The sequence below is a fragment of the Klebsiella sp. CB_Kp196 genome (assembly GCF_040061575.1).
Lineage (GTDB): Bacteria > Pseudomonadota > Gammaproteobacteria > Enterobacterales > Enterobacteriaceae > Klebsiella > Klebsiella michiganensis.
Genome location: NZ_JBEAFH010000048.1, coordinates 22,271 through 48,393, shown reverse-complemented (window position 1 = coordinate 48,393; position 26,123 = coordinate 22,271). Strand labels below are relative to the sequence as shown.

General features: G+C 56.3%; 20 protein-coding genes and 4 tRNA genes. 6 read left to right on the top strand and 18 right to left on the bottom strand.

Going from position 1 to position 26,123, the window contains the following annotated elements:
* Nucleotides 1-74: 74 nt before the first annotated feature.
* Nucleotides 75-2,624 (bottom strand): class I adenylate cyclase, encoded by a 2,550-nt coding sequence (gene cyaA / locus ABLU87_RS15995; protein WP_009651720.1) that lies wholly within the window; start codon nt 2,622-2,624, stop codon nt 75-77.
* A gap of 346 nt (nt 2,625-2,970) precedes the next feature.
* Between cyaA and hemC the strand changes: the two genes are divergently transcribed.
* The 4 genes from hemC to hemY are packed head-to-tail and all read left to right on the top strand — an operon-like array spanning nt 2,971 to nt 7,061.
* Nucleotides 2,971-3,912 carry a hydroxymethylbilane synthase gene (hemC, locus tag ABLU87_RS15990; RefSeq protein WP_196942141.1) on the top strand — a complete coding sequence of 314 codons (942 nt, stop codon included), beginning with the start codon at nt 2,971-2,973 and terminating at the stop codon, nt 3,910-3,912.
* Nucleotides 3,909-4,649 (top strand): uroporphyrinogen-III synthase, encoded by a 741-nt coding sequence (gene hemD / locus ABLU87_RS15985; RefSeq protein WP_004097542.1) that lies wholly within the window; start codon nt 3,909-3,911, stop codon nt 4,647-4,649. The genes hemC and hemD overlap by 4 nt, the downstream gene beginning before the upstream one ends.
* Before the next feature lie 21 nt (nt 4,650-4,670).
* Nucleotides 4,671-5,861 (top strand): uroporphyrinogen-III C-methyltransferase, encoded by a 1,191-nt coding sequence (gene hemX / locus ABLU87_RS15980; protein ID WP_004097536.1) that lies wholly within the window; start codon nt 4,671-4,673, stop codon nt 5,859-5,861.
* A gap of 3 nt (nt 5,862-5,864) precedes the next feature.
* Entirely contained in the window at nt 5,865-7,061 is a 1,197-nt protein-coding gene (hemY, locus tag ABLU87_RS15975) for a protoheme IX biogenesis protein HemY (protein ID WP_048263613.1), read from the top strand.
* A 584-nt stretch (nt 7,062-7,645) separates the two neighbouring features.
* On the opposite strand, the gene ABLU87_RS15970 is transcribed toward hemY, so the two are convergent.
* The 17 genes from ABLU87_RS15970 to trxA all read right to left on the bottom strand — a co-directional run bounded on the left by ABLU87_RS15970 (nt 7,646) and on the right by trxA (nt 22,884).
* Nucleotides 7,646-7,722 (bottom strand) — tRNA-Pro (locus ABLU87_RS15970).
* Between the two features lie 45 nt (nt 7,723-7,767).
* Nucleotides 7,768-7,854, bottom strand: a tRNA-Leu gene (locus ABLU87_RS15965).
* Nucleotides 7,855-7,876: 22 nt separating this feature from the next.
* A tRNA-His gene (locus ABLU87_RS15960) sits at nt 7,877-7,952 on the bottom strand.
* A 55-nt stretch (nt 7,953-8,007) separates the two neighbouring features.
* A tRNA-Arg gene (locus ABLU87_RS15955) sits at nt 8,008-8,084 on the bottom strand.
* A gap of 102 nt (nt 8,085-8,186) precedes the next feature.
* Nucleotides 8,187-9,572, bottom strand: coding sequence for an amino acid permease (locus ABLU87_RS15950; protein ID WP_014227461.1), 1,386 nt, complete (start codon nt 9,570-9,572; stop codon nt 8,187-8,189).
* A 231-nt stretch (nt 9,573-9,803) separates the two neighbouring features.
* A complete protein-coding gene (gene wecG / locus ABLU87_RS15945; protein ID WP_014227460.1) occupies nt 9,804-10,544 on the bottom strand; it encodes a lipopolysaccharide N-acetylmannosaminouronosyltransferase in 741 nt (246 codons plus the stop codon).
* Between the two features lie 11 nt (nt 10,545-10,555).
* Nucleotides 10,556-11,902 (bottom strand): ECA oligosaccharide polymerase, encoded by a 1,347-nt coding sequence (gene wzyE / locus ABLU87_RS15940; RefSeq protein WP_014227459.1) that lies wholly within the window; start codon nt 11,900-11,902, stop codon nt 10,556-10,558.
* The gene (locus tag ABLU87_RS15935) at nt 11,899-12,978 is read right to left on the bottom strand and encodes a TDP-N-acetylfucosamine:lipid II N-acetylfucosaminyltransferase (protein WP_116280840.1); all 1,080 of its coding nucleotides are present in this window, start codon (nt 12,976-12,978) and stop codon (nt 11,899-11,901) included. The genes wzyE and ABLU87_RS15935 overlap by 4 nt, the downstream gene beginning before the upstream one ends.
* Nucleotides 12,975-14,225, bottom strand: coding sequence for a lipid III flippase WzxE (wzxE, locus tag ABLU87_RS15930; protein WP_014227457.1), 1,251 nt, complete (start codon nt 14,223-14,225; stop codon nt 12,975-12,977). Before wzxE ends, ABLU87_RS15935 begins: the two co-directional genes overlap by 4 nt.
* A gap of 1 nt (nt 14,226) precedes the next feature.
* Nucleotides 14,227-15,357 (bottom strand): dTDP-4-amino-4,6-dideoxygalactose transaminase, encoded by a 1,131-nt coding sequence (rffA, locus tag ABLU87_RS15925; RefSeq protein ID WP_004097526.1) that lies wholly within the window; start codon nt 15,355-15,357, stop codon nt 14,227-14,229.
* A gap of 4 nt (nt 15,358-15,361) precedes the next feature.
* A complete protein-coding gene (rffC, locus tag ABLU87_RS15920) occupies nt 15,362-16,036 on the bottom strand; it encodes a dTDP-4-amino-4,6-dideoxy-D-galactose acyltransferase (protein WP_122117182.1) in 675 nt (224 codons plus the stop codon).
* Nucleotides 16,037-16,114: 78 nt separating this feature from the next.
* Complete coding sequence (gene wecC / locus ABLU87_RS15915; RefSeq protein ID WP_014837068.1) at nt 16,115-17,377, bottom strand: UDP-N-acetyl-D-mannosamine dehydrogenase; 1,263 nt, start codon at nt 17,375-17,377, stop codon at nt 16,115-16,117.
* A complete protein-coding gene (wecB, locus tag ABLU87_RS15910) occupies nt 17,374-18,504 on the bottom strand; it encodes a UDP-N-acetylglucosamine 2-epimerase (non-hydrolyzing) (RefSeq protein ID WP_004097518.1) in 1,131 nt (376 codons plus the stop codon). Before wecB ends, wecC begins: the two co-directional genes overlap by 4 nt.
* Nucleotides 18,505-18,560: 56 nt before the next feature.
* Entirely contained in the window at nt 18,561-19,607 is a 1,047-nt protein-coding gene (gene wzzE, locus ABLU87_RS15905) for an ECA polysaccharide chain length modulation protein (protein WP_014227454.1), read from the bottom strand.
* Nucleotides 19,608-19,628: 21 nt separating this feature from the next.
* On the bottom strand, nt 19,629-20,723 hold the full coding sequence (gene wecA, locus ABLU87_RS15900) for a UDP-N-acetylglucosamine--undecaprenyl-phosphate N-acetylglucosaminephosphotransferase (RefSeq protein ID WP_004097511.1): 1,095 nt from the start codon (nt 20,721-20,723) through the stop codon (nt 19,629-19,631).
* 242 nt (nt 20,724-20,965) lie between these two features.
* The gene (gene rho, locus ABLU87_RS15895; protein ID WP_002883293.1) at nt 20,966-22,225 is read right to left on the bottom strand and encodes a transcription termination factor Rho; all 1,260 of its coding nucleotides are present in this window, start codon (nt 22,223-22,225) and stop codon (nt 20,966-20,968) included.
* A 329-nt stretch (nt 22,226-22,554) separates the two neighbouring features.
* Nucleotides 22,555-22,884 (bottom strand): thioredoxin TrxA, encoded by a 330-nt coding sequence (gene trxA, locus ABLU87_RS15890; RefSeq protein ID WP_004097507.1) that lies wholly within the window; start codon nt 22,882-22,884, stop codon nt 22,555-22,557.
* Between the two features lie 341 nt (nt 22,885-23,225).
* Between trxA and rhlB the strand changes: the two genes are divergently transcribed.
* Nucleotides 23,226-24,491 (top strand): ATP-dependent RNA helicase RhlB, encoded by a 1,266-nt coding sequence (gene rhlB, locus ABLU87_RS15885; RefSeq protein WP_004127388.1) that lies wholly within the window; start codon nt 23,226-23,228, stop codon nt 24,489-24,491.
* Nucleotides 24,492-24,616: 125 nt separating this feature from the next.
* Nucleotides 24,617-26,113 (top strand): guanosine-5'-triphosphate,3'-diphosphate diphosphatase, encoded by a 1,497-nt coding sequence (gene gppA, locus ABLU87_RS15880; RefSeq protein WP_160743202.1) that lies wholly within the window; start codon nt 24,617-24,619, stop codon nt 26,111-26,113.
* The last annotated feature ends 10 nt before the right edge of the window (nt 26,114-26,123 follow it).

Sequence of the window (26,123 nt, the reverse complement as noted above, 5' to 3'; positions counted from 1 at the left end):
TCACCCCGAAGCCCAGGCAAGCGAAGCGCCCCCGGGAAATTTACCTGCGCCGAATGACAGGTCTACGCGGCGGGTCATGAGTAGTGCTGCAACATCGATGATGTCGCGGAATCCTCACCTGCAGCAAGGGTCGCCGCGGCAATCACCTGGCTGCGGAACGGGATCACCTGTTCGCGGCCGTCGACATCGACGATTTGATAAAACTGCGGCAGGTTAAAGTTGATAAAGCTGGAGCCGTAGGTAAAGCGGTCATGCGACGAAGAGTAGAAGCGGCTGACGTCGCGTACCAGCTCTTCTTTGCTACCTTCGCAGTGGTGATACACCTCGGCGCGGTTGCTCTCATCAAGGATATAGATGTTAAATCCGTTATCGTTATCCGCATCTTCAAAGAAGAACTGAATAATCCCTTCGCTGGCAAAACCATCCACCACCTGCGGCAGCCTGACGTGGTTGGTTTCCACCTGCACCGACAGGCCGTGCAGTTTGTTATGCGAAATCGCGCCGTAGAATTCGATGGCGTTTTCCAGTTTCTGTACCGAGACGTTAAGACGCTCGAAGAAGAGTCCCCAGGTCTGCCCGGAAACGCGTAGCGCTTTAAAACGGCCGGTATCCTGGCGGGTGCTGGAAAGACGCAGCTCAACGCATTCAGACACCAGTTGCTGCACGCGAGTGCGGATCAGGCCGCGCAGATGCTGGCTATAGCAGAAAACTTCCACGCTATCCGGCGGCGCGGCGTCCTGGTGCATCTTGCCAAGAATGGTTTTCAGCGCTTCGATCATCGCCTGCTCGCCGTTAAAGTGCAGCGTGCGCACCTCGTTCCACGAGTTGCGATACAGCAGATCGATGCTGCCAATCAGGCACTTTTGCTCTTCGCCGAAGCTGAAAACATCCAGCTTGCGGAAGTCGAAATGCACCACCTGATTGCGGAAGGCCGCCGTCGGGTCATATTCGAGGTTGACGATAATCGCCAGGTGGCGAATTTCGCAGGGGCTATACAGCGCTTTCGGCGTCGGAGACGGCAGGCGCAGCGGGAAGTGATGCGCCACATCGGCCACCATCTCCTGCAGTTTCGCCAGGTCGACAATCCCGTTGCCCTTAATAAACAGGCGTGTGCGTGACGTCAGCAGGCCGTTAAACCAGGCCCAGGCCACCAGCTTATTAAGATAACGGTTATATTCCAGCGGCTGATGGCTGATGATCGATTCCATGTCCGGCGCGCGGTTATAGACATACCAGCCGGTACGGTTGGCACGGCCCGGCGGCACGTGGATGAAAGTCAGATTCGGCTCAGACAGATCCGGCGAAATTTGCGGGTTTACCAGGGTCACTTTCCCCGGCAGCGCTTCAAAGGCGGCGTACAGCTTACGCGTCAGCACGCCAATATCCTGCGGGCTGGCGGAAACGCTCAGGTTATTACGGCGCGCAAAGCGAATCAGGTTGCGATAGCTCTGCATCATCGCATCAAGCAGTTCGTTGTGCGCTTTACGGACTTCGTCAATCTTCCAGTTGGCCCGGTTATCGAGCATCATCAGACGCTTTTCATCCCAGCCCCACTCTTTCACCAGGTGGCTGACGACTTCACGGCGCCAGCCGACGCAGGCGCGCTCGCGGCTCAGCTTCTCGCACACTTTTAAATAGAAACATCGACGCACCAGATCGAGGCGCGTTTCATCTTCGATGGCCTGCAGATAGAGCGTGACGCGCTCCAGCATCATGCAGTAAGGGTCAAGGCCAAACGAGACGATTTCACCATCATGCAGGCGCTGCTTGATATCTTTCGCCAGCAGACGGTTGTTGGGATACTCCCAGGAGTACGCTTCCAGCAGCAGCGTCTTCAGCACCGCCTTATAGGGCGAGTCGATGCTTTTATACAGCTGCCACAGGCTGGCGCCGAAGTACTCTTCTGCCGAGAGGGAGCTCAGGCCGCCGAGATCCAGCCATTCGTTCGGCGTCAGCACGCCCTGCGCGTAGAGGCTCATCACGTAATCGTCGTAATGCTCTTCTTCATCGCACGGCACCATATTCCACAGAATACGTTTCCCGGCAAGGCGCACCGCGGTACGGTAAAACTCATCCAGCAGCAGGATGTGTTGGGTTGAGCCGCAGTCTTCACCGCCCAGGCTGCCGCTTTCGTTATGGCGGAAGCGGTTTTCGTCGATCAGGAAGAAGCTGACCTCAACGCCCAGCGACGCGGCCCAGCTCTCGAGCAGGCTACATTTGCGCTGCAGCAGCTGGCGCTCTTCGCTATCCAGCCATGATTGGTGGCAAACCCAGATATCCAGGTCGGAAGAGCAGCTTTGGCCGACGGAAGAAGTACTGCCCATAGAGTAAAGGCCGGTGATCGGCAGCTCGCCTTTCGGCGGCTCTTTGGCCAGCATTCCACGGTTGAGCTCGAGTTCATCAAGATAGTGACGTTGGGTTTCATCAGGCGTGTAGAGGCAAATGCCACGGGGAACGTTACCGTCAAGGTAACCCGGCATCAGCGGATGATGATAATGTAGTAATGTCGGCAGTAGACTGTAAACCTGCTGGAAAGCGGGTCCCATGGCAGCAAGGGCGCGATCCACGCGCAATTGGTTGATGGCATCCAGTCTCTGTTTCAGTGTCTCAATATAGAGGTACAAGACATATCGCCTGATGTTCAAAAACCCGACGTACAATAGTACGGAGAGTTTCAGTATTTCAACAAAAACCGTCACCATTCGTCGTCGGTGTGGTTGTGATGAACTGCTGACTGACAAATGGTTTAAAACGTGATCAATCTAACACCTTGCTGATTGACCGTAAAGAAAGATGAGCTACATACAAGTGTAGCACCCTTTACTACGTGTAAATTCTTCACTACGTTTGCGGCAACCCGCAAACGCATGAAAGGCTAAAAAAATGGCCGCGACCCTTAACCCCACAAAACTAACATCCCTAAGACAACAATGTTAGGATGGTCAGTGGTCGACTATGACGGTAACAAGCATGTTAGACAAAGTTTTGAGAATTGCCACACGGCAAAGCCCGCTTGCGCTATGGCAGGCACATTATGTGAAAGAGCGCCTGGAGTCCTATCATCCGGGGCTTTCCGTTGAGCTGGTGCCTATGGTCACCCGCGGCGACGTGATCCTTGATACGCCCCTTGCAAAAGTGGGCGGTAAGGGCCTCTTTGTGAAAGAGTTAGAGCTGGCCATGCTGGAAGGTCGCGCCGACATTGCCGTCCATTCTATGAAGGACGTGCCGGTGGAGTTTCCCGAAGGGCTGGGGCTGGTGACCATCTGTGAACGCGAAGATCCGCGCGATGCCTTTGTCTCGAATCACTACGCTTCCATTGATGAACTCCCCCACGGCAGCATCGTTGGCACCTCAAGTTTACGCCGTCAGTGTCAGCTGGCCGCCGCGCGGCCGGATCTCACGATCCGCTCCCTGCGCGGCAACGTTGGCACGCGTCTGGGCAAGCTTGATAGCGGCGAGTACGACGCCATTATTCTGGCCGCCGCAGGGCTTAAGCGCCTGAACCTTGAGGCGCGTATTCGTCAACCGCTGTCCCCGGAGCAATCTCTGCCCGCCGTCGGCCAGGGCGCGGTCGGCATTGAGTGTCGCCTTGACGACGAATGGACCAAAACGCTGCTGGCCCCGCTGAATCATACGGAAACGGCCATCCGCGTCCGCGCTGAACGGGCGATGAACACCCGGCTTGAAGGCGGCTGTCAGGTGCCTATCGGCAGCTATGCCGAACTGATCGACGGTGAGCTATGGCTGCGCGCGCTGGTTGGCGCGCCGGATGGCTCACACACGGTACGCGGCGAGCGGCGCGGTCGCCCGGAAGATGCCGAAACGCTGGGCGTCGCCCTTGCCGAAGAACTTCTGGATAACGGCGCTCGCGACATTCTCGCCGTCGTCTACGCAGGAGAAGCGCCTCAATGAGCATTCTGGTTACCCGTCCGCTGCCGCAAGGCGAAGAGTTAGTCAGCCGCCTGCGCGCGCTGGGACGCGTGGCCTGGAGCTTTCCGCTCATTGAGTTTACCCCGGGCCGTCAGCTCCCTGAGCTGGGCGGCCAGCTGGCAAGCCTCGCCGCAGGCGATTTGCTCTTCGCGCTATCTCAGCATGCCGTCGAGTTTGCCCACGCTCGCCTCCAGCAGCAGGGGCTGCGCTGGCCCACGGCGCCCGACTATTTTGCCATTGGCCGCACCACCGCGCTGGCCCTGCATAAGGTCAGTAATCGACAAGTTCGCTACCCGTTAGATCGGGAAATCAGCGAAGTCTTGCTACAATTACCTGAATTACAAAACATTGCGGGGAAAAAAGCGCTCATCCTGCGCGGCAACGGCGGGCGGGAATTACTCGGTGACACGCTTCGCGAACGCGGTGCTGATGTCACTTTTTGTGAATGTTATCAACGTAGTGCAAGGCACTACGATGGCGCAGAAGAAGCAATGCGCTGGCAGTCTCGCGGGGTTTCGACGCTGGTCATCACCAGCGGCGAGATGCTGCAGCAGCTCTGGACGCTAATACCACAGTGGTATCGCGAACGTTGGCTCCTGAGCTGTCGCATTTTCGTTGTCAGTGAACGTCTGGCCGAGCAGGCCAGGGAATTGGGCTGGCAGGATATCCAGGTTGCCGATAGCGCCGACAACGATGCGCTGCTACGCGCATTACAATAACTCTCAACATTGGAAGCCATAATGACGGAACAACAGAATCAATCCGCCGTGGTTGAAGAGACCAGGGAGGCCGTGGAAACGACGCCACAGCCAGAGAAGAATGTCGAAAAGAAAAACGGCGGCAGTAAAACCAGCCTCGCCCTGAGCGCTATAGCTATCGCTATCGCCCTCGCCGCTGGCGTAGGCCTTTATGGTCTGACGAAGACTCAGGCAACCCGCCAGAGCGAAGCCAGCGCCGGGCTATCCAGCCAGATCGCCGCGCTGCAAAAAGCGCAGGAGAGCCAAAAAAGCGAGCTTGAAGGCATCATCAAGCAGCAGGCCGACCAGCTGACGGAAGCGCAGCGTCAGCAGGATTCTCTGGCGAAGAAGCTGGAAGAAGTGCAGGAGAAGGTCGCGGTCATTTCCGGCAGCGATGCAAAAACCTGGCTGCTCGCGCAGGCTGATTTCCTCGTAAAACTGGCCGGACGTAAGCTGTGGAGCGATCAGGACGTGACGACCGCCGCCGCGCTGCTGAAAAGCGCTGATGCCAGCCTCGCCGATATGAACGATCCGAGCCTGATTTCCGCCCGTCGCGCCATTACCGACGATATTGCTTCGCTTTCCGCCGTGAGTCAGGTCGACTACGACGGCATCATTCTGAAAGTGAACCAGCTCGCCAACCAGATCGATAATTTACGCCTGGCGGACAACAACGACGATGACACCCCGATGGATTCCGATAGCGATGAGCTATCCAGCTCCATTAGCGAGTGGCGGGTAAACCTGCAAAAAAGCTGGCAGAACTTTATGGACAGCTTTATTACCGTTCGCCGCCGCGATGAGACCGCCGTGCCGCTGCTGGCGCCAAACCAGGACGTTTATCTGCGCGAAAACATCCGCTCCCGTCTGCTGGTCGCGGCGCAGGCGGTTCCGCGTCATCAGGAAGAAACCTACAAACAGGCTCTGGATAACGTCTCGACGTGGGTTCGTGCTTACTACGACACTGAAGATGCCACCACCAAAGCCTTCCTTGAGGACGTGGATAAGCTCAGCCAGCAAAGCATCACCATGAACGTACCGGAGAGCCTGCAGAGCCAGGCGCTGCTTGAGAAACTGATGCAAACGCGGGTACGTAATCTGATGGCGCAGCCGGCTGAAACCCAGGCCAGCGCCCCGGCTCCCGCGCCGGCACCTGCTGCCCACGCGCCAACGCCTGCGCCACAAGGAGAGTAACGCATGTTGAAAATTCTCTTACTCTTCGCGCTGCTGCTTGCCGGGATCGTGGTCGGTCCGATGATCGCGGGTCATCAGGGCTACGTCCTGATCCAGACCGATAATTACAACATTGAAACCAGCGTCACCGGGTTAGCGATCATCATGATCCTCACCATGGTGGTGCTGTTTGCCATTGAGTGGCTGCTGCGGCGCATTTTCCGCACCGGCGCGCATACCCGCGGCTGGTTCGTGGGCCGCAAGCGTCGCCGCGCGCGTAAGCAAACCGAGCAGGCGCTGCTGAAGCTGGCGGAGGGCGATTATCAGCAGGTTGAGAAGCTGATGGCGAAAAATGCCGATCACGCTGAGCAGCCCGTTGTGAACTACCTGCTGGCGGCAGAAGCCGCCCAGCAGCGTGGCGATGAAGCCCGCGCCAACCAGCATCTGGAGCGCGCGACAGAGCTCGCCGGCGACGACCTGATACCTGTCGAAATCACCCGCGTACGCCTGCAGCTGGCGCGTAATGAAAACCACGCCGCCCGCCACGGCATCGACAAGCTGCTGGAGATCACGCCGCGTCATCCGGAGGTCCTGCGCCTCGCCGAGCAGGCCTACATTCGTACCGGCGCCTGGAATTCGCTGCTGGATATTCTTCCATCAATGGCGAAAGCCAACGTCAGCGATGAGGAGCACCGTGCCGAACTGGAACAGCTGGCGTGGATTGGCCTGATGGATAAAACGCTGGCCGATGGCGGCAGCGAAGGTCTGCGCGACTGGTGGAAAAGCCAGAACCGAAAAACCCGCAGCCAGGTGGCGCTACAGGTGGCAATGGCTAATCGCCTTATCGAAAGCGACGACCATGATACCGCGCAGCAGATTATTATCGAAGGTCTGAAAAAGCACTACGACGATCGTCTGGTGATGCCGATCCCGCGGCTGAAAACGAATAATCCGGAACAGCTGGAAAAGGTGCTGCGCCAGCAGATCAAAACGGTCGGCGACCGTCCGCTGCTGTGGAGTACGCTGGGACAATCGCTCATGCGTCACGGCGAGTGGCAGGAAGCCAGCATCGCGTTCCGCGCAGCGCTCAAGCAGCGCCCGGATGCGTTTGACTACGCGTGGCTGGCCGATACACTTGACCGCCTGCATCAGCCGGAAGAAGCGGCGACGATGCGTCGCGACGGCCTGCTGTTAACCCTGCAAAACAACCCGCAGCAGTAATGCCCTTCTCGCCTCCATCGGGGGCGAGAATCTCTTCTCTTCCCGCCTGAGCGTTTCTCTATCCCTGAAAAGAAAAAAACGCCTGCTCTGAAACCAGGGCAGGCGTTAAAACAGGTCTGTTTGACAACAAATTGGGTGCTTCACTCAACGTAGTGTCCATGGTGTTTGATGAGGCTATATGCTTCATCCTTCACGCTGTCTCTTCGTTGGCTGCACACGCTCACCCCAGTCACTTACCTTTGTAAGCTCCGGGGGATTCCCGTGCTGGCCGTCTCGACACATCATGAATGATTTAGCATATAAAATGCGACATCTGTCAGTGGACGATAAGCACCGTAAAACGGCTCTGCATCATTCCTGAGTTTATGAGGCACTAAGGCGAACATAAGAGATGGAATGAGCATCTACCCGTTTATTATCGCACAGGATCGGTAGAAAATGCATCTATCCGCACAAGGAATTGGGACTATTCTGGACAATAAATCGCATGCTGATTAGCGAGATATTTTTTGCGATATCAGGGAGATAGGAACGTTTTTGCAAAAGCGGAAAACAAAAAACCCCGCCGAAGCGGGGTTCAAAATTGGTCGGCGAGAGAGGATTCGAACCTCCGACCCACTGGTCCCAAACCAGTTGCGCTACCAAGCTGCGCTACTCGCCGATGTACTGCTTTTTTGAATTTTTAGTTCAATTCTTTATAAAGTCGTGGTGCGAGGGGGGGGACTTGAACCCCCACGTCCGTAAGAACACTAACACCTGAAGCTAGCGCGTCTACCAATTCCGCCACCTTCGCAATATCACAACTTTCTAAATAATGGGGTGGCTAATGGGATTCGAACCCACGACAACTGGAATCACAATCCAGGGCTCTACCAACTGAGCTATAGCCACCACTGCAAATCTTTTACGCGGTATTGAAACCACCGCAGCTCCAGCACCGGGTAAATGGTGCGCCCGACAGGATTCGAACCTGAGACCTCTGCCTCCGGAGGGCAGCGCTCTATCCAGCTGAGCTACGGGCGCTTAGCGCCGTTGCGGGGTCGGATAATACGGACTTCCTACCCCGCTGTCTAGTGCCTTTTTAAAGAAAATTATTGTTTGCTCATGCTTTGTGCGTTTTGTTGCTTATTGCGCCACATTATCAACATTTCCGCGTCGGCCAAGGCCAAATACCTTATAAATAAGCGTCACGGCGGCGAGGAAAATCATTCCGACAAAGAGCGACATACGCGTATCGTCGTTAAATCCCATCCCTATCAGCACGCAAATCAGGAACGCCATGGTCAAATAGTTCGCCCACGGGAACAGCAGCGAGCGAAACGGATGGCTGGCCATCGCTTCTTTATGCACGAGACGAAAACGCAGCTGGCTAATCAGAATCACAAACCACGGCACCATCCCCGGCAGCACGCTGGCGCTGTAAACGTAGACGAAAACTCGCTGTGGATTAGGGATAATGTAGTTCAGGCACGAGCCGACCAGCAGAATCAGGATCGACAGCGCCACGCCCGCTGACGGCACGCCGTTGCGCGAGACTTTGGCGATGGCCGCGGGCAGCTGACGGTTTTTTGCCAGCGCGTAGAGCATGCGGCCGCAGCTGTACATACCGCTGTTACAGCCGGAAAGCGCCGCCGTGAGCACCACAAAGTTGATAATGCCCGCCGCCGCGGTGATGCCGATTTTGGCAAAGGTCAGTACGAACGGACTGCCGTTGGAGCCAATTTGATCCCACGGGAAAATAGTGACGATCACAAAAATCGCCCCTACATAGAAAATCAGGATTCGCCACAGTACCTTGCCAACCGCGCTACGCAGCGTAACCTGCGGGTTCTTCGCTTCACCGGCGGTAATCCCGATAAGCTCGACGCCCTGATAAGACGCGACCACGATGCACAGCGCCGTCAGGAAGCCCTTCCAGCCGCCGGCGAAGAAGCCACCGTGCTCGGTCAGATTGCCAAAGCCAATGGCGTGCCCGCCGTTGCCAAAGCCAAAGAAAATAACGCCCAGCCCCACCACGATCATCACAATAATGGTGGTGACCTTAATCATGGCAAACCAGAATTCAATTTCGCCGTACAGCCGTACCGCCGCGAGGTTCGCCAGCGCCACCAGCCCGACGGCAATCAGCGCCGGTATCCACTGCGCCATATCCGGGAACCAGAACTGCACATAAACCCCGATAGCCGTAATCTCCGATATCCCGACCGCCATCCACATAAACCAGTAGGACCAGGCGGTGAGATAGCCGAAAAATGGGCTCATATAGCGGTGTGCGTAAACGGCGAACGATCCGGTTACCGGTTCGAGGAACAGCATTTCGCCCATCGAACGCATGATGAAGAAGACAAAGAGCCCGGCGATAATATACGCCAGCAGAACCGAAGGTCCGGCCCACTTCAGCGTACTGGCCGCGCCCATAAATAACCCGACGCCAATTGTCCCACCAAGAGCGATTAGCTCAATGTGCCGCGCCTCCAGTCCCCGCTGAAGTTCCGCTTTTTTCTCAGTCATATAGCCTCTTGTGTTTGCCCTGCTCCGGGTTTAAGCGCATCCCAACCGGGATGTGTCTATGCCGGTTATTTTTATTGAATAAATAGCCCTGCCTGCGCGACGGTAAACTGACCGTCGCGTTTTAAGCATGCGAATGGTTAATGAATTTGAGGGAAATGGCAAATAAAGTATCAGGCGAGTGAAGACATTACACAGAATACCCAGGTAAACCCACCCGCTTGCAGTGGAATGTCACAGCTTATCGGTGTAATGCCAGCGTAAATAGCGCAGCAGGCGCGCCTGCCTTTTTATGCGGCTCGGCTGCGAAACCAGGCGATAGAACCACTCCAGACCCAGGTCCTGCCAGAACTTCGGCGCCCGCTGGACGTGGCCGGTAAAGACATCGTAGGTGCCGCCCACGCCCATATACAGCGCCTGCGGATAAACGTCCCGACAGTCGCGCATCAGGATCTCCTGACGCGGCGAGCCCATTGCCACCGTGACGATCTTCGCCCCGCTATCGCGGATACGCTCAAATAGCGCCTGACGCTGGTCAGCGGCAAAATAACCATCCTGGCTTCCAACGATATTCACGTTCCAGCGCTGGCGAAGCTGCTGCTCCGTCTGCGCCAGCACCTCAGGCTTGCCGCCGATCAAAAATACCGGCGTTCCCTGAGCGCCTGCGCGCGCCATCAGGGCTTCCCATAAATCGGCTCCGGCGACGCGCGAGACCTGAGCCTGAGGGTATTTTTTACGTAATGAACGTACTACGCTGATGCCATCAGCGTATTTGAATTCTGCCGCTTCAATCAGCGCCCGGACCTCGGGGCTGTCTTCTACCGCCAGCATCTTCTCTGCATTAATCGCCACCAGCGTTCCCGTGCGGATCTCACCATCGGCGTACAGATAATCCAGAGCGTGTTGCATATCGCGCCAACCAATGAGTTGTAGCCCTCTCAGCAGGTACAACGGCGCGGATGTGGTCTCAGTCATGTACACCCTTATCAGACTTGAGGTTGCGTCAGCGGTTTGGCCCGCCGGTGAATCAGCCCCACGCTATCCAGGAACCAGTACAGCAGTTTTGCCGCCAGCAGGCAGATCCCAAAGATAACGAGGAAAAAAACCACGCGAGAGCCAAATGAATCCAGCCCTTCACGCGCCAGCACGATCATGTTGAAGATAGCGCCAAAACAGAAACTGTGCAGAATCGCCGCTTTATAGCGGTTCGTTTCCCGGTTGCCAAGCTCGTACAGCCAGTCAAACCATTTAATAATCAGCCCAACCGCCACCGCGCCCAGCGGGACGAACCAGACGCCGCCCATCACCACCAGCGAGCCAATCAGGGTCGGCGAAATCGCCAGACCAGAATGATTATTCAATACTTCCCAGGTGAAATAGTTCGCGGTATTGAGCACCATTGTCGGACGACCGTGCCACAACCAGCTGGGGATAAAGACGTAAAAATCCCGGATGATTGGCGCCAGCCCCTGGAACTCAATCTTGTCGTAATTTTGCAGCAGCAGGGCCAGATTCTCCCACGGCGAGAAGGTGTCGCGGGTCAGATAGAGGAAAGTATAAAACGCCTCATCGCCGCTGACGTTCATGCCATAGCGCTTCAGGGCCAGCCAGAACATACCGACGATGCCCAGCACGCCCGCCGCCGCCAGCATCCACAGGCTAATCCAGCCGCGAATGATGCCGATAAACAGGAAGATGGCAAACGCGATAATGATATTCGCCCGGGTGCCGCCAACGATGGCGTAGGTCAGCAGGCCAAAGGCGACGGTGCTGACAAGGAAGAATATCCACGCTTTATAATCCTGACGCAGAAAATAGACCACCAGCATTGCCGGGATGAAAAAGTAGAAGAAGCGCTTTAGCGCCACGCCGGAGACTTCGCTGGAGAAGATCTGGCTGTAGGAGTTGAGCTTGAATAACAGGAAGCCGTTATGCGCAAAGAAGATGCCGACGCAAAGCAGCGCCAGCCCCAGCAAAATGCCCCAGGTGAGGTGGGTCTCCACGCGATTCATCGTAAACAGCGGACGATGCGGATGACCGTGCGTCGCCGACCGTAGCCGCGTTTTATAAGTCACGTAATAAACCGCATAAAAGCAGACGGAAACCAGCAGGGTTTGCAGCAGAATTTCCGGCGGGGCGACCGCGACGTCAAAGCGGAACACCAGAATACTGGTCAGCGGGAAGCCAAAGAAAAACGTCAGCAGATACAGCAGCGAGAAAAAGACGTTGAAGTTGAAGCGTACGCGACGAAATTCAAAGTACGTGGCGGTGGCGATAAATAGCGTCGACAGCAGCCAGACCAGCAGCAGCCCGCTAAATTGCATTAATGTCATGCGTCCACCCCCGCAGCAATTCGCAACGCTCGTCGCCAGCCCGTCAGGTAATTCGGCCGGAAGAAGGCGATTTGATTTTTATCCACGCCAGCCAGCTGGCGCTGCGCTTCACGCACAACGCTCACGTCCAGCGTATCGCTGGTAAAGAGTACCGGAATATGCTGCTCCGACATATCCTGCCAGAAGGGATTCTCCCGGTTCAGCACGCAGGGGATCCCCGCCTGAATCAGCAGGCACAGCGTGCCGATACCCTGCTGGCGGGCAAACAGGAAGTAGCCAAGATCGCAGCGGCGCAGCAGGGCAAGGTAGTCATCAAACGCCAGCTTGTCGCTCAATACCTGGAAATGCTGCGGGCTGAACAGCGCCGCGCCGGCCGCGCGGACTTCGTTGATGTAGTCGCCATTATTTGCCGGATAACCCATCGGCACGACAACGTTAACCGTATCGCCAAACTGCTGGCGAATCGCACGCAGCGCCGCAATATGCTCGTTGCTACGGTCGCCGGAATTACCCACCAGGATAGTCAGCGTGTCGCCGCGCGGCGCGCTATCGGCGAGCGAATTCAGCGCCGGATCCATGCGGGTTGGAAAGTAGAGCAGCTCTCCCGCTACGCCAGAATGGCGGGCGGCGAACCAGCTCAGATCGCCCCGGGTCGCAAACACGCGACCTACCCGGCCCTGCGCCAGGCGCCGCAGGGGATAAAACAGGCGAAACTTCAGGCTGGCGGAGTTCTCGTACAGATCCGCTCCCCAGATATGCCAGTTAAACTGCGCCGGGCGGATCCCGCCGCTGAGCAACGCCAGCCACAGGCCGGTATTAAACTGGCCGTGAAAGAAAAAGCGCTGCTGCCGGTTCGCCTTTGCCAGCGCGATAACCGCCTTTGCCAGCGACTTTTTCCCCGGATAGCAGCGAATGGAGAGTGCGGGATAAGCGGCGCAAATTTCTGTCGCATCACCGACAACCATAAACAGGCGAGCCTGTTCGTCATCCACGGCCAGCTCATCATTAAAGAACCGCAGCACGGTCTGGTTGTGGTGCGGGATATCCGATCCCAGTATATGTATCAGTGCTGTCATGCCCGTTTACGCCAAAGTAAAAACACGCCGCTGCAGAGGGCGAAATAAACAATATAGGTAGCCATATACGCCTGCGCCGCGCCGATTGCGCCGTGCGCCGGGATAAGCCAGTGCGAGAATGCGGTCAACAGCGTGAACTGGCTGATTTCCGTCAGAATATAAAAACGCAGCGAGGCTTTGGCGATCACCAGATAGCCATAAACATAAGCCCCGACCTTTAACACATCGCCCACCAGCTGCCAGGCAAACAGATCGCGCATCGCCGTAAAGCGGTCGGAAAAAAGTAGCCAGATAGCGAAATCACGCAGCAGCCACACCGTTAAGCTCGCTGCCGCCACCGCCGGGAGGACAAATTTTAACGATTTGCCAATCTCGCGGGTGATATCCGCTTTCGCCGTCAGACGGGACAGCGTTGGTAAAAGATAAACGCTAAATGACGCGGTAATAAACTGCAAATAGGCGTCGGAGATGCTGCTCACCCCTTGCCAGATCCCCACCGCGTCCCAGCCATAGTGGGCCGCCAGCAGGTTACGCATCATCACGTAGGCGACCGGCAGCGTCACCGAGGTAATCAGCGCCATCAGGGTAAATTTCGACAGCTGCCCCGCCAGGCCGTTGTCCCAGCGCGGGCGCAGCGCGCTTAGCGGAATATTGCCGCGACGCCACAGTACGATAGCAGCCGGCACCACCACCAGCGCCGGCACCAGCGCCAGCCCCAGCAATGCGCCCTGATAACCGCCAAAACGGTAGCAGGCATAGTACGCCGCCACGCCAATCAGGCTCCCGGCGATAAGCGACAGCGCATTACCCGCCGCATCGCGAAAGCCTTTCATCAGCGCTAACAGGAAATTCGCCCAGGCAATCCCCATCTGCACCAGCGCCACCAGCCGTACCAGATTCTGGTAATGTTGATGACCGAATAGCCCCTGGCTTATTGGCGCGGCCGCCAGCAGGAAGATCAGCGCCAGCAGGGTGGAGAAACCGAGTACCATCGCTGAAGCGGTGCCAACGACGTTGTTCAACTGCCGGCGATCGTCATGATGCTGCGCCACCAGCTTCGTGACGCCGTTGAATATCCCGGCCCCCGCCAGCACGCCAAGCACGGTCACCAGTTGGCGGAAGTTACCCGCCTGCCCCACGCCAGCCGGGCCGAACGACACGGCCAGCAGTTTTACCACCAGCAGACCGGCGCCGATTTTGACCAGCGTGGACGCCGCGGTCCACAGAGACGCTTTTGCCAGCGACATATCAGGAGAAATAGCTCAGCAGCGAGTTAATCACCGTGCGCTGGTTAACGTTCGACAAATTGTAGAATAACGGCAGGCGCAGCAGGCGTTCGCTCTCCTGGGTCGTGTAGCGATCCGTCCCGTGGAACTCGCCGAAGTTCTCCCCGGCCGGGCAGCTGTGCAGCGGGATATAGTGGAATACCGCCAGAATTTCCGCCTCTTTCAGCCAGGCGATCAGCTTGCTGCGATCGTCAATATCGCGCAGCTTGATATAGAACATATGCGCATTTTGCCCGCAGTCGGCAGGCACGATGGGCAGATCGATACGCCCGGCGCGCGCCAGCGGCAGCAGGGCGTCGTAGTAGTTCTGCCACAGCGCCAGACGCTGCTGGTTAATCCGCTCCGCCGCTTCCAGCTGCGCCCACAGATAGGCCGCCTGTAAATCGGACATCAGGTAGCTGGAGCCGATATCGCGCCAGGTATATTTATCCACCAGGCCACGGAAAAATTGGCTGCGGTTGGTGCCTTTTTCACGAATGATCTCCGCGCGCTCTATCAGCGTGCGATCGTTAATCAGCGTTGCGCCGCCTTCACCGCCCGCGGTGTAGTTTTTGGTTTCATGGAAGCTGAAGCAGCCAATATGGCCGATAGTGCCGAGCGCCCGGCCTTTATAGGTCGACATCACGCCCTGAGCAGCATCCTCCACCACAAACAGATTATGCTTGCTGGCGATAGCCATAATGGTGTCCATCTCGCAGGCCACGCCGGCGTAGTGGACCGGTACAATCGCGCGGGTTTTCTCGGTGATGGCCGCTTCAATCAGCGTTTCATCGATATTCATGGTATCGCGACGAATATCAACGAAGACGATTTTCGCGCCGCGCAGCACAAAGGCGTTGGCGGTGGAGACGAAGGTATAGCTCGGCATAATCACTTCATCGCCCGGCTGAATATCCAGCAGCAGCGCGGCCATTTCCAGCGAAGCGGTGCAGGATGGCGTCAGCAGCGCTTTCGCGGTGCCGAAACGCTGCTCCATCCACTGCTGGCAGCGGCGGGTAAAACCGCCATCGCCGCACAGCTTGCCGCTCCCCATCGCGGACTGCATATAATCAAGCTCGGTACCCACCACCGGCGGCGCGTTAAATGGAATCATCATGTCACCTGTATAACCAGTACGCGGTGCTTTCGACATTGGCACCGCTAAGAATGTAACGTTTAAGCGCGGCGGTGTTGCCCATCTGGGTCGCCACCCGCAGTGTCGTCAGCTCGCGCAGCACGGCCCAGCGCTGCGCCGCCTGCATTAATTCCGCTCCGGCGCCGCGTCCGGCCAGCAGGCCAATCCTCGCCTCGCGCTCGCTGAGCTGGCGCAGGGAGACAAACGCGCGGATATCGCCGTCAGGGGCGCGAAGCACCAGACACTGGTGATCGAAGGTTCCGCGCACCGCATTTTCAATCCACTGGGCATAGAAACGACCGCTGGCATCGTCGGCGTACCAGGGGGCGCGAAAACGGCTCTGCGCAAAGGCCAGCGCCGCCAGTTCGCGCAGCCGGGGGATATCCACCTCAGTCGCCGGCTCGGCGCCGATATCATCAGAAGCCGCGGGCGAAAGCGCAAGATCGACCTCGCCCTCCACCAGCCGGAAGCCTAATGCCTGCAGCGCATCCAGGCGCGCGGCATCATCCGCCGCGACTTTCGCCTGCACCCGCGACCATCCCGCCAGCGCTTGCACCGTCAGCGGCGGCGCATCGTCGCCAAAGCGGAGAATGGCGCTATTGACGCCGAAGAAGCGGTTTTCCCACTCAAGGGGCTCAATACTGGCGCGGGCGAACATAAAATAGATCTGTTAAGTTTTGGTCACGATGAAAGCGCGCGAAGCTGCGAACACTTTCATCTTTTACCAGACGCCCTCTCACCGCCACACCCCTTTGGTATCGACGATAAACTGCTGACTAACGCTCTCCCCGCCAACCGCTTTAAATTCTTTATGATCGACCAGCATCACCAGCACATCGGCGCTCGCCAGCGCCTCGTCCAGCGACGCCAGAGCGCACAGTCCGTCGAGCTTTTTCGGCAGCTGATGAATATTTGGCTCAACGACCAGGGTTTCGCCGCCGTGCCAGCGGGCGATCTGCGCGGCAATGGCCATGGCCGGGCTTTCGCGCAGGTCATCAATATTCGGCTTAAACGCGAGGCCAAAACAGGCGATTTTTAGCTCGCTGGCGCGTTTGTTGCTGGCGGCGAGGCAGTCGGCGACCCGCGCTTTGACCTGATCGATCACCCATTCTGGTTTGTGGTCGTTAACTTCACGCGCGGTCCGGATAAGCCGCGCCTGCTGCGGGTTTTGCGCCACGATAAACCACGGGTCGACCGCGATGCAGTGGCCGCCAACGCCCGGTCCCGGCTGGAGGATATTGACGCGCGGATGACGATTCGCCAGACGAATCAGTTCCCAGACGTTGATCCCCTGATCGGCGCAAATTAGCGAAAGTTCGTTGGCAAAAGCGATATTAACGTCGCGGAAACTGTTTTCAGTCAGCTTGCACATTTCGGCGGTGCGCGAGTTGGTCACCACGCATTCGCCTTCGAGGAAAATTTTATACAGCTCGCTGGCGCGGGCTGAGCAAACCGGCGACATGCCGCCAATCACGCGATCGTTTTTAATCAGCTCAACCATCACCTGTCCCGGCAACACGCGCTCCGGACAGTAGGCGATATTGACGTCCGCCGCTTCGCCAACCTGCTGCGGGAAGCTCAGATCGGGGCGCATTTCCGCCAGCCAGCCCGCCATCTGCTCGGTTGAACCCACCGGCGAGGTGGACTCAAGGATAACCAACGACCCTTTCTTCAGCGTCGGTGCGATAGATTTCGCCGCCGACTCGACGAAAACCATATCCGGTTCATGCAGGTCTTTAAACGGCGTCGGCACCGCAATCAGGTAAGCGTCGGCTTCTACCGGCGCGGTAGTGGCGCTCAGGTAGCCCTGCTCGACCGCCGTTTTGACGACGCTCGCCAGATCCGGCTCCACGATATGAATTTCACCACGGTTAATGGTCTCCACGGCGTGTTGATTGATATCAACGCCGACCACCCGCTTTTGCCGGGAGGCGAACGCGGCAGCGGTTGGCAGGCCAATATATCCAAGGCCAATCACTGAAATGGTAGAAAAATTCATAGCGTTACCTGATTATTTTTAAGTGCAGACAAAATACGATGACACGCATGTCCATCGCCATACGGGTTATGCGCCCGGCTCATGGCCTGATACGCGGACTCATCTTGCAGCAGGCGCGTGACCTCATTGACGATGCGCTGGCTATCGGTACCCACCAGGCACACGGTGCCCGCGCTGACCGCCTCCGGGCGCTCGGTCATTTCACGCATCACCAGCACCGGTTTCCCGAGCGAGGGCGCCTCTTCCTGGATACCGCCGGAATCGGTCAGGATCAACCACGCGCGGTTCATCAGCCAGACAAACGGCAAATAATCCTGCGGCTCAATAAGTATGACGTTCTCAACGTGGCCGAGAATGCGCTTCACCGGTTCGCTGACGTTCGGATTCAAATGCACCGGATAGACGATCTGTACGTCCGGATTGTTCGCGGCGATCTCCGCCAGCGCATGGCAGATTTGCTCGAAACCGCGGCCAAAGCTTTCCCGACGGTGTCCGGTGACCAGAATCATCTTCTTGCCGTTGGCGAGGAAGGGATAACGCTGAGTCAGCTCGTTGTGCAGGGCTTCATCGCTCAACACCCGGTCGCGCACCCAGAATAGCGCGTCAATAACCGTATTACCGGTTACCGTGATCCGATTGTCGGCGATGTTTTCCCGCAGCAGGTTCTGCCTTGAGGTTTCCGTCGGCGCAAAGTGGTACGTCGCCAGATGCCCGGTCAACGTACGGTTCCCCTCCTCCGGCCACGGCGAGCTCAGATCGCCCGTGCGCAGCCCGGCTTCCACGTGTCCTACCGGGATCCGCTGATAGAAAGCGGCCAGACTTGCCGCCATCGTCGTGGTGGTATCGCCATGCACCAGCACCACGTCTGGTTTAAACGACTCCAGCACCGGCTTTAAACCTTCAAGGATGCGACAGGTAATCTCCGTCAATCCCTGACCCGGCTGCATAATGTTAAGGTCGTATTCCGGAACAATAGAAAAAAGTTTCAACACCTGATCGAGCATCTCCCGATGCTGCGCGGTCACGCAAACTTTCGCCTCAAAATGAGGATCCTTTGCCAGCGCATGAACCAGAGGCGCCATCTTGATAGCTTCTGGTCTCGTGCCAAATACCGTTAGTACTTTCACATCGATTCTCTTCGATTAGGTGATAAAGGCTGAATGTCCTTCACCACAGGCCGCATTCACTGGACACGGCGACGCGATAACGCAACGCCTGCGCCGATGAGCGCGCCCACAATCCCCCACATCACCATCAGAAACACGCGGCGCGGGCTATCGCGTTTTACCGGTTCTTCAGGCGTTCGCAAATACCTGTAAGTCTGAAAACGCGGGTCCAGGGTCGGCCCCACGTTCAACGTCGTTAACATGGCGCGGCTTTGGTCATAATCAAGATCGTACTGCGGCCCCACCGCCTGCAGATTTTCCAGCCGGGCCTGCAGCATTGGACGCCCCAGTAAAAACAGCTCGGAATCCGGCAGCTGGTCTGGTGGAATATCGGTTTCGCTGCGGGAGATGTTGTGCTGCTGCGCGACTTTCAGCGCCTGTTCCACGCTGTGCATGCGGCGATTGAAAATCTCTCGCGCCACCTCTTCCTGGCGCTTCACCTGCGCTTTCATCTGTACGGTACGCGCGGCCCAGGCGCCTTTGAGCTCATCATTCAGATGCCCTGCCGCACGCTGGCTGGCGAAAGCCACATACTGGCGCAGCAGATTGTTGGCATCAGGCGCGGTTTCTGCCGTCAGCTTCACGCTATCGTTGATGCTTTTTAGCGCATCGCCGGGCATGAACTGGATATCGTTAATCAGGTCATCCAACAGCGCGGCATCGGCGCGAGCGTTACCCGACTGGCGCTGCTTGTAGTAGTCCGTTTGCAACCAGAAGTCGCGGCGGGTATCCCACGACGCCTGCTGCATGATGAACTCTTTATATGCTTCGTCCATGACCGAAGGCTGATCGACAGAGACGAGATTGGCCTTGATATCGAGATTGCGTAAGAACTGCTGTTGTGAATAGTATCCCCCCAGCATGTTCACCGTCGGTCGGTCGGTAATCGCCGTCGCGCTCCACTCCTGACGAGCAAAAAAGGTATAAACCAGAACAATCAGTGCAAAGAGCACTGCGATACCTGCTATCCAGCTTTTTCCGGCCCATAAGGCGCGAAACAGCCCGCGAATATCCAGCTCGTTCTCAACGTTCACTGTTTGTGCTCCCGGTAATGGTTGAGTCATCACGTCCCCAGATTGACTTGGTTAATTTGGATTATTGCCGCTGTGTCGCCGTATTCTGCGTCTAATGCGCTTAACCATGCGCGCCACTTTCCAGGCGCGTTTAATGCAGTAGCCATAAAGAAAGAAGGCTAACAAAAAGAGTATTAACATCACCCATTCAGGAACAATGCGGGTGTATTCCGCCACCACGCCAACCAGGGCCAGCAGCGCGGCGGCCAGGGTGATCAGCACAAACGCCTGACGGGAAGTAAACCCGGCGCGCATGATTAAATGATGAATATGCTGACGGTCCGGGGAGAATGGGCTCATCCCTTTGCGCAGGCGACGGTACATAATCGCCACCATATCCATCAACGGAATAGCGATAATCCACAGCGCCGTGACCGGGCTGATAGGATGCGTTTTTCCCTGCGTGGTCTCCAGCAGGATCCAGATGATAGTGAAGCCAATCATGGTGCTGCCGGCATCACCCATAAAGACCTTATAGCGACGACCAAGCGCACCGAGGTTAAGTAAAATATAGGGCAAAATGGCGGCGATCATCGCAAAACACCACATCGCCAGGCTGTACTGGCCATCAAACCACAGGATAATGCCCGTTGCCGCGAAAGAGACTGACGACAGACCGCCAAGCAGCCCATCGATACCATCAACCATATTGAAGGCATTGATCGCCGCCCAGACGGCGAATAGCGTGAGGAAGAAGCCAAAAGGGCCGAGCACCAGCTCCCATGAGCCGAATATAAAACCGAGGCTACTAAGATGAAGATTACCCACCATCATCATAATGACGGCGATAGCGGCTTGAATAACCGCGCGAATTTTTACGCTGATATCAAAGCGGTCGTCCAGCGCACCGACCAGCACGAGCACCCCGGCACATCCCAGGTATAACCGAGCGTGGGGAATGTAATAATCGGCGATAGCAAACGTAAAACAAATACCTGCGAAAACTGAAATACCACCGACTAACGGAATCAAACCCTGATGCCGTTTGCGATAGTTAGGTTTATCCACCAGCCCAACTCTTTTTGCCGCCTTGCGAGCGATAAATATAAACAGGGTGGTGAATAAGAAAATACTGATTAATTCAGTAATAGCAGTGAGTAAATTCACAACGCATGTGCTCTCAGCATAGTTAATCCGGGAAGTATAACGATGATGCCTCAACTCCAGAAGGGGCAAAGCAGAACATTACAAATTTATTGTAGAAATTTTAGACTGTTAAAGCCGTCTCTGCCTGCCATCATCCTGCGCATATCATACGTTAAGACCCATTTTGTTTTCCCTTCCTGGATCATACAAACCCGGAAAACAAAACGCCACGCAATAGCGTGGCGTTCTCTGGCGTTCTTAGCTTACGAGCGCTTCATCATGTCGAAGAAGTCATCGTTAGTTTTAGTCATCGCCAGTTTATTGATGAGGAATTCCATCGCGTCGATCTCACCCATCGGGTGAATGATTTTACGCAGGATCCACATCTTCTGCAGCTCTTCCTGAGTGGTGAGCAGCTCTTCTTTACGGGTACCGGAACGGTTGTAGTCGATAGCCGGGAAGACGCGTTTTTCTGCGATCTTACGAGAGAGGTGAAGCTCCATGTTACCGGTGCCTTTAAACTCTTCGTAGATAACTTCGTCCATTTTAGAACCAGTATCGATCAGCGCCGTAGCGATAATCGTCAGGCTGCCGCCCTCTTCCACGTTACGCGCGGCACCGAAGAAACGCTTCGGACGATGCAGGGCGTTGGCGTCCACACCACCGGTCAACACTTTACCGGAAGCCGGGACGACGGTGTTGTAGGCACGCGCCAGACGGGTAATGGAGTCGAGCAGGATGATAACGTCTTTCTTATGCTCAACCAGACGCTTCGCTTTCTCGATAACCATCTCGGCAACCTGAACGTGGCGAGATGCCGGCTCGTCAAAGGTAGAAGCGACAACTTCACCTTTAACCAGACGCTGCATCTCGGTCACTTCTTCCGGACGTTCGTCGATCAGCAGTACCATCAGAACGCAATCAGGATGGTTGTACGCAATGCTCTGCGCGATGTTCTGCAGCAGCATGGTTTTACCGGCCTTCGGCGGCGCAACAATCAGACCACGCTGGCCGCGGCCGATCGGCGATGCCAGATCCAGGACGCGAGCGGTTAAGTCTTCCGTTGAGCCGTTACCACGCTCCATACGCAGACGTGAATTTGCGTGCAGAGGGGTTAAGTTCTCGAACAGAATCTTGTTACGCGCGTTTTCCGGCTTATCGTAGTTAACTTCGTTAACTTTCAACAACGCAAAGTAACGCTCACCCTCTTTAGGAGGACGAATCTTACCGGAAATGGTGTCACCAGTGCGGAGGTTGAAGCGGCGGATTTGGCTGGGGGATACGTAGATGTCGTCGGGACCGGCGAGGTAGGAGCTGTCTGCTGAACGGAGGAAACCAAATCCATCCTGCAGTATCTCCAGTACGCCATCGCCAAAGATATCCTCGCCACTCTTCGAATGCTGCTTGAGGATGGCAAAAATAATATCCTGCTTACGCATACGGGCCAGGTTTTCCAGCCCCATATTTTCGCCGAGAGTAATCAGCTCAGAAACCGGCGTATTCTTTAATTCGGTAAGATTCATAATGGTGTGGGTTCTTAAACTCGGGGTAATTCTCGAACTTAATGTTGTGAATGGTATGGCAGGAACATCCATGCCTGTTAACGGCCTTCATCTCGTGTCTGTACGTTGCCTGGTCACAGGAAAGAACGCAGAACTGAAACGACTAAACGGAATGAGTGATAAGCCCGGATTATAAGCCTCACGCGCATTTTTGCGGGACGCTTTGGGTAAAACAAGATTCAAACAAAGGTATGTTTAAAACGAAGTCTGAGATTAACTTAGCACGACTCTCGCCGGGCGTCCAGAGATCCGCAAAAAATTGGACGCTGGACGCCGGGAGAACAAGCCGCTTACGCCAGGTTGGCGTCGAGGAACTCTTTCAGCTGTCCTTTGGACAGCGCGCCAACTTTGGTCGCTGCCACTTCGCCATTTTTGAACAGCAGCAGGGTCGGGATGCCGCGAATGCCGTATTTCGGCGCAGTACCCGGGTTCTGATCGATGTTCAGTTTCGCAATGGTCAGTTTGCCCTGATACTCTTCAGCGATCTCATCCAGAATCGGGGCGATCATTTTGCACGGACCACACCACTCTGCCCAGAAATCGACGAGGGTTAGCCCGTCAGCCTTGAGTACGTCCGTGTCAAAACTGTCGTCAGTCAGGTGAATAATTTTATCGCTCATATTTAACTCCACAGGAATAAGCCTGGTGTGTTGGTGTCGCGGCCATCAACGACGTGTCGATGCTACGTTATGCACGCTGTTCTTCAGAATGCCTCTTTTATCTCTCTGCATCACAATGCCCATCATGAACTTTGCCCCGCAAAAGATAAAGCAACCAGCGTTCAAACCGGCTTATCGCAGATTTGTCACCCTCGCCTCGCTTAGTAGTCTAAGCTTTCGAAGATTCGTTCAGTTGCCGCAGACGCACCTTGAATAATTTCATACATAGCCAACGAAAGGTTGACGTTATTTCACCGGATACGCTTTCTTAATGCAATAGTTAGCTGATATTCTACCACACTATGAGCAAAACACATTTAACAGAACAGAAGTTTTCCGACTTCGCCCTGCACCCGGCAGTGATTGAAGCCCTTGAAAAGAAAGGGTTTCATAATTGTACACCCATTCAGGCACTCGCCCTCCCGCTTACGCTGGAAGGTCGCGATGTCGCCGGGCAGGCGCAAACCGGTACCGGTAAAACGATGGCGTTTCTGACGTCAACGTTTCATTATCTTCTCACTCACCCGGCGATCGCTGACCGCCAGGTCAACCAGCCGCGCGCGCTGATCATGGCGCCGACTCGTGAACTGGCGGTTCAGATCCACGCTGACGCCGAACCGCTGGCGCAGGCTACCGGTCTGAAACTCGGCCTGGCTTACGGCGGCGACGGCTACGATAAGCAGCTGAAAGTGCTGGAAAGCGGCGTGGATATTCTGATCGGTACCACCGGTCGCCTTATCGACTACGCCAAACAGAACCATATTAACCTCGGCGCCATTCAGGTTGTCGTGCTTGACGAAGCCGATCGCATGTACGATCTCGGCTTTATTAAAGATATCCGTTGGCTGTTCCGCCGTATGCCGCCAGCGAATCAGCGCCTGAACATGCTGTTCTCTGCCACCCTTTCTTATCGCGTCCGTGAACTGGCGTTCGAACAAATGAACAACGCCGAGTACGTCGAAGTTGAGCCTGAGCAGAAAACGGGCCACCGTATTAAAGAAGAGCTGTTCTATCCTTCCAACGAAGAAAAAATGCGCCTGCTGCAGACGCTGCTGGAAGAAGAGTGGCCGGATCGCGCGATTATTTTCGCCAACACCAAACATCGTTGTGAAGATATCTGGGGTCACCTGGCGGCGGACGGCCATCGCGTTGGTCTGTTAACCGGCGACGTTGCGCAGAAAAAACGCCTGCGCATTCTCGATGAATTTACCCGCGGCGATATCGACATTCTGGTCGCAACCGACGTTGCCGCCCGCGGTCTGCATATTCCGGCCGTTACGCACGTCTTTAACTACGACCTGCCGGACGATTGCGAAGACTACGTTCACCGTATTGGCCGTACCGGCCGCGCTGGCGCCAGCGGTCACTCCATCAGCCTGGCCTGTGAAGAGTACGCGCTGAATCTGCCGGCAATTGAAACCTATATCGGCCATTCAATTCCGGTCAGCAAATACAATTCGGACGCGCTGATGACTGAACTGCCCAGACCGCTACGTCTTACGCGCCCGCGCCCGGGCAACGGCCCGCGTCGTAACGGTCCGCCACGTAATCGTCGTCGTTCAGGTTAAAGCACTATGCCATACACAAAATCATTCAAGTTGCATCAAGGCCGCAGGAAAGCGAATCGCGGCAAGCTGACGCTGGTAAGTGATTCGGGTAAGAGAACGCAGCCAACACAGAGGCAACTTGAAGGATGAAGTGTATGAGCTCCACCTCGCTCTATGCCGCTATCGATCTTGGCTCCAATAGCTTTCATATGTTGGTTGTACGCGAGGTTGCCGGAAGCATCCAGACCCTGAGTCGTATCAAACGCAAAGTCCGTCTGGCCGCTGGACTCAGCGGCGACAATACGCTCTCGGCGGAAGCCATGGAGCGCGGCTGGCAATGTTTACGCCTGTTTGCCGAGCGTTTGCAGGATATCCCCCCGACGCAAATCCGCGTGGTCGCCACGGCGACGCTGCGCCTGGCGGTTAACGCCGGTGAGTTTCTGGAGAAAGCGCGGGAAATCCTCGGCTGCGCGGTTCAGGTTATCAGCGGTGAAGAGGAAGCGCGCCTGATTTATCAGGGCGTTGCGCATACAACAGGCGGCGCAGATCAGCGTCTGGTCGTGGATATTGGCGGCGCCAGCACCGAACTGGTTACCGGTACCGGCGCGCAAACCACCTCGCTTTTCAGCCTGTCCATGGGCTGCGTGACCTGGCTGGAACGCTACTTTGCCGATCGCAGCCTGACCAAAGAGAACTTTGACCAGGCCGAAACCGCCGCGCGTGAAGTTTTGCGTCCCGTCGCCGATGTGCTGCGCTATCACGGCTGGAAAGTGTGCGTCGGGGCATCCGGTACGGTTCAGGCGTTACAGGAAATCATGATGGCGCAGGGGATGGATGAACGCATCACCTTAGCCAAGCTACAGCAGCTCAAACAGCGCGCCATTCAGTGCGGTCGTCTGGAAGAGCTGGAGATCGAAGGCCTGACGCTTGAACGGGCGCTCGTCTTTCCCAGCGGGCTGGCGATTCTTATGGCCATCTTCAGCGAGCTGAATATTCAGTGTATGACGCTCGCCGGCGGCGCGCTGCGTGAAGGTCTGGTCTACGGCATGCTGCACCTGTCGATCGATCAGGATATTCGCAGTCGTACCTTACGCAATATTCAGCGCCGGTTTCTGGTTGATACTGAACAGGCACAGCGCGTTGCCCAACTGGCCGCCCATTTCGTTCATCAGGTGGAAAACAGCTGGGAAATTGAGCCGCTATGCTTCGATTTGCTGCAAAGTGCCTGCCAGCTGCATGAAATTGGTCTGAGCGTGGAGTACAAGCAGGCCCCCCTGCACGCCGCCTGGCTGGTGCGCAATCTTGACCTGCCCGGCTTTACCCCCGCACAAAAGAAGCTGCTGGCAACGCTGCTGTTAAACCAAACCAACGCCGTCGACCTTTCATCCATTCATCAACAAAACGCGGTGCCTCCGAGAGTCGCGGAGCATATGTGCCGTCTGCTGCGTCTGGCGATTCTGTTTGCCAGCCGCCGACGCGACGATCTGCTGCCGATGCTTACGCTGGCTGCCGAAGATGAAAATTTGACGTTAACGCTGCCGCAGGGCTGGCTGGAGAATCATCCGCTGGGCCGGGAAATGGTCGAACAGGAGTGCCAGTGGCAGAGCTACGTTCACTGGCCGCTGCGGCTTAACGAGCAGTAGTCGGCTACGA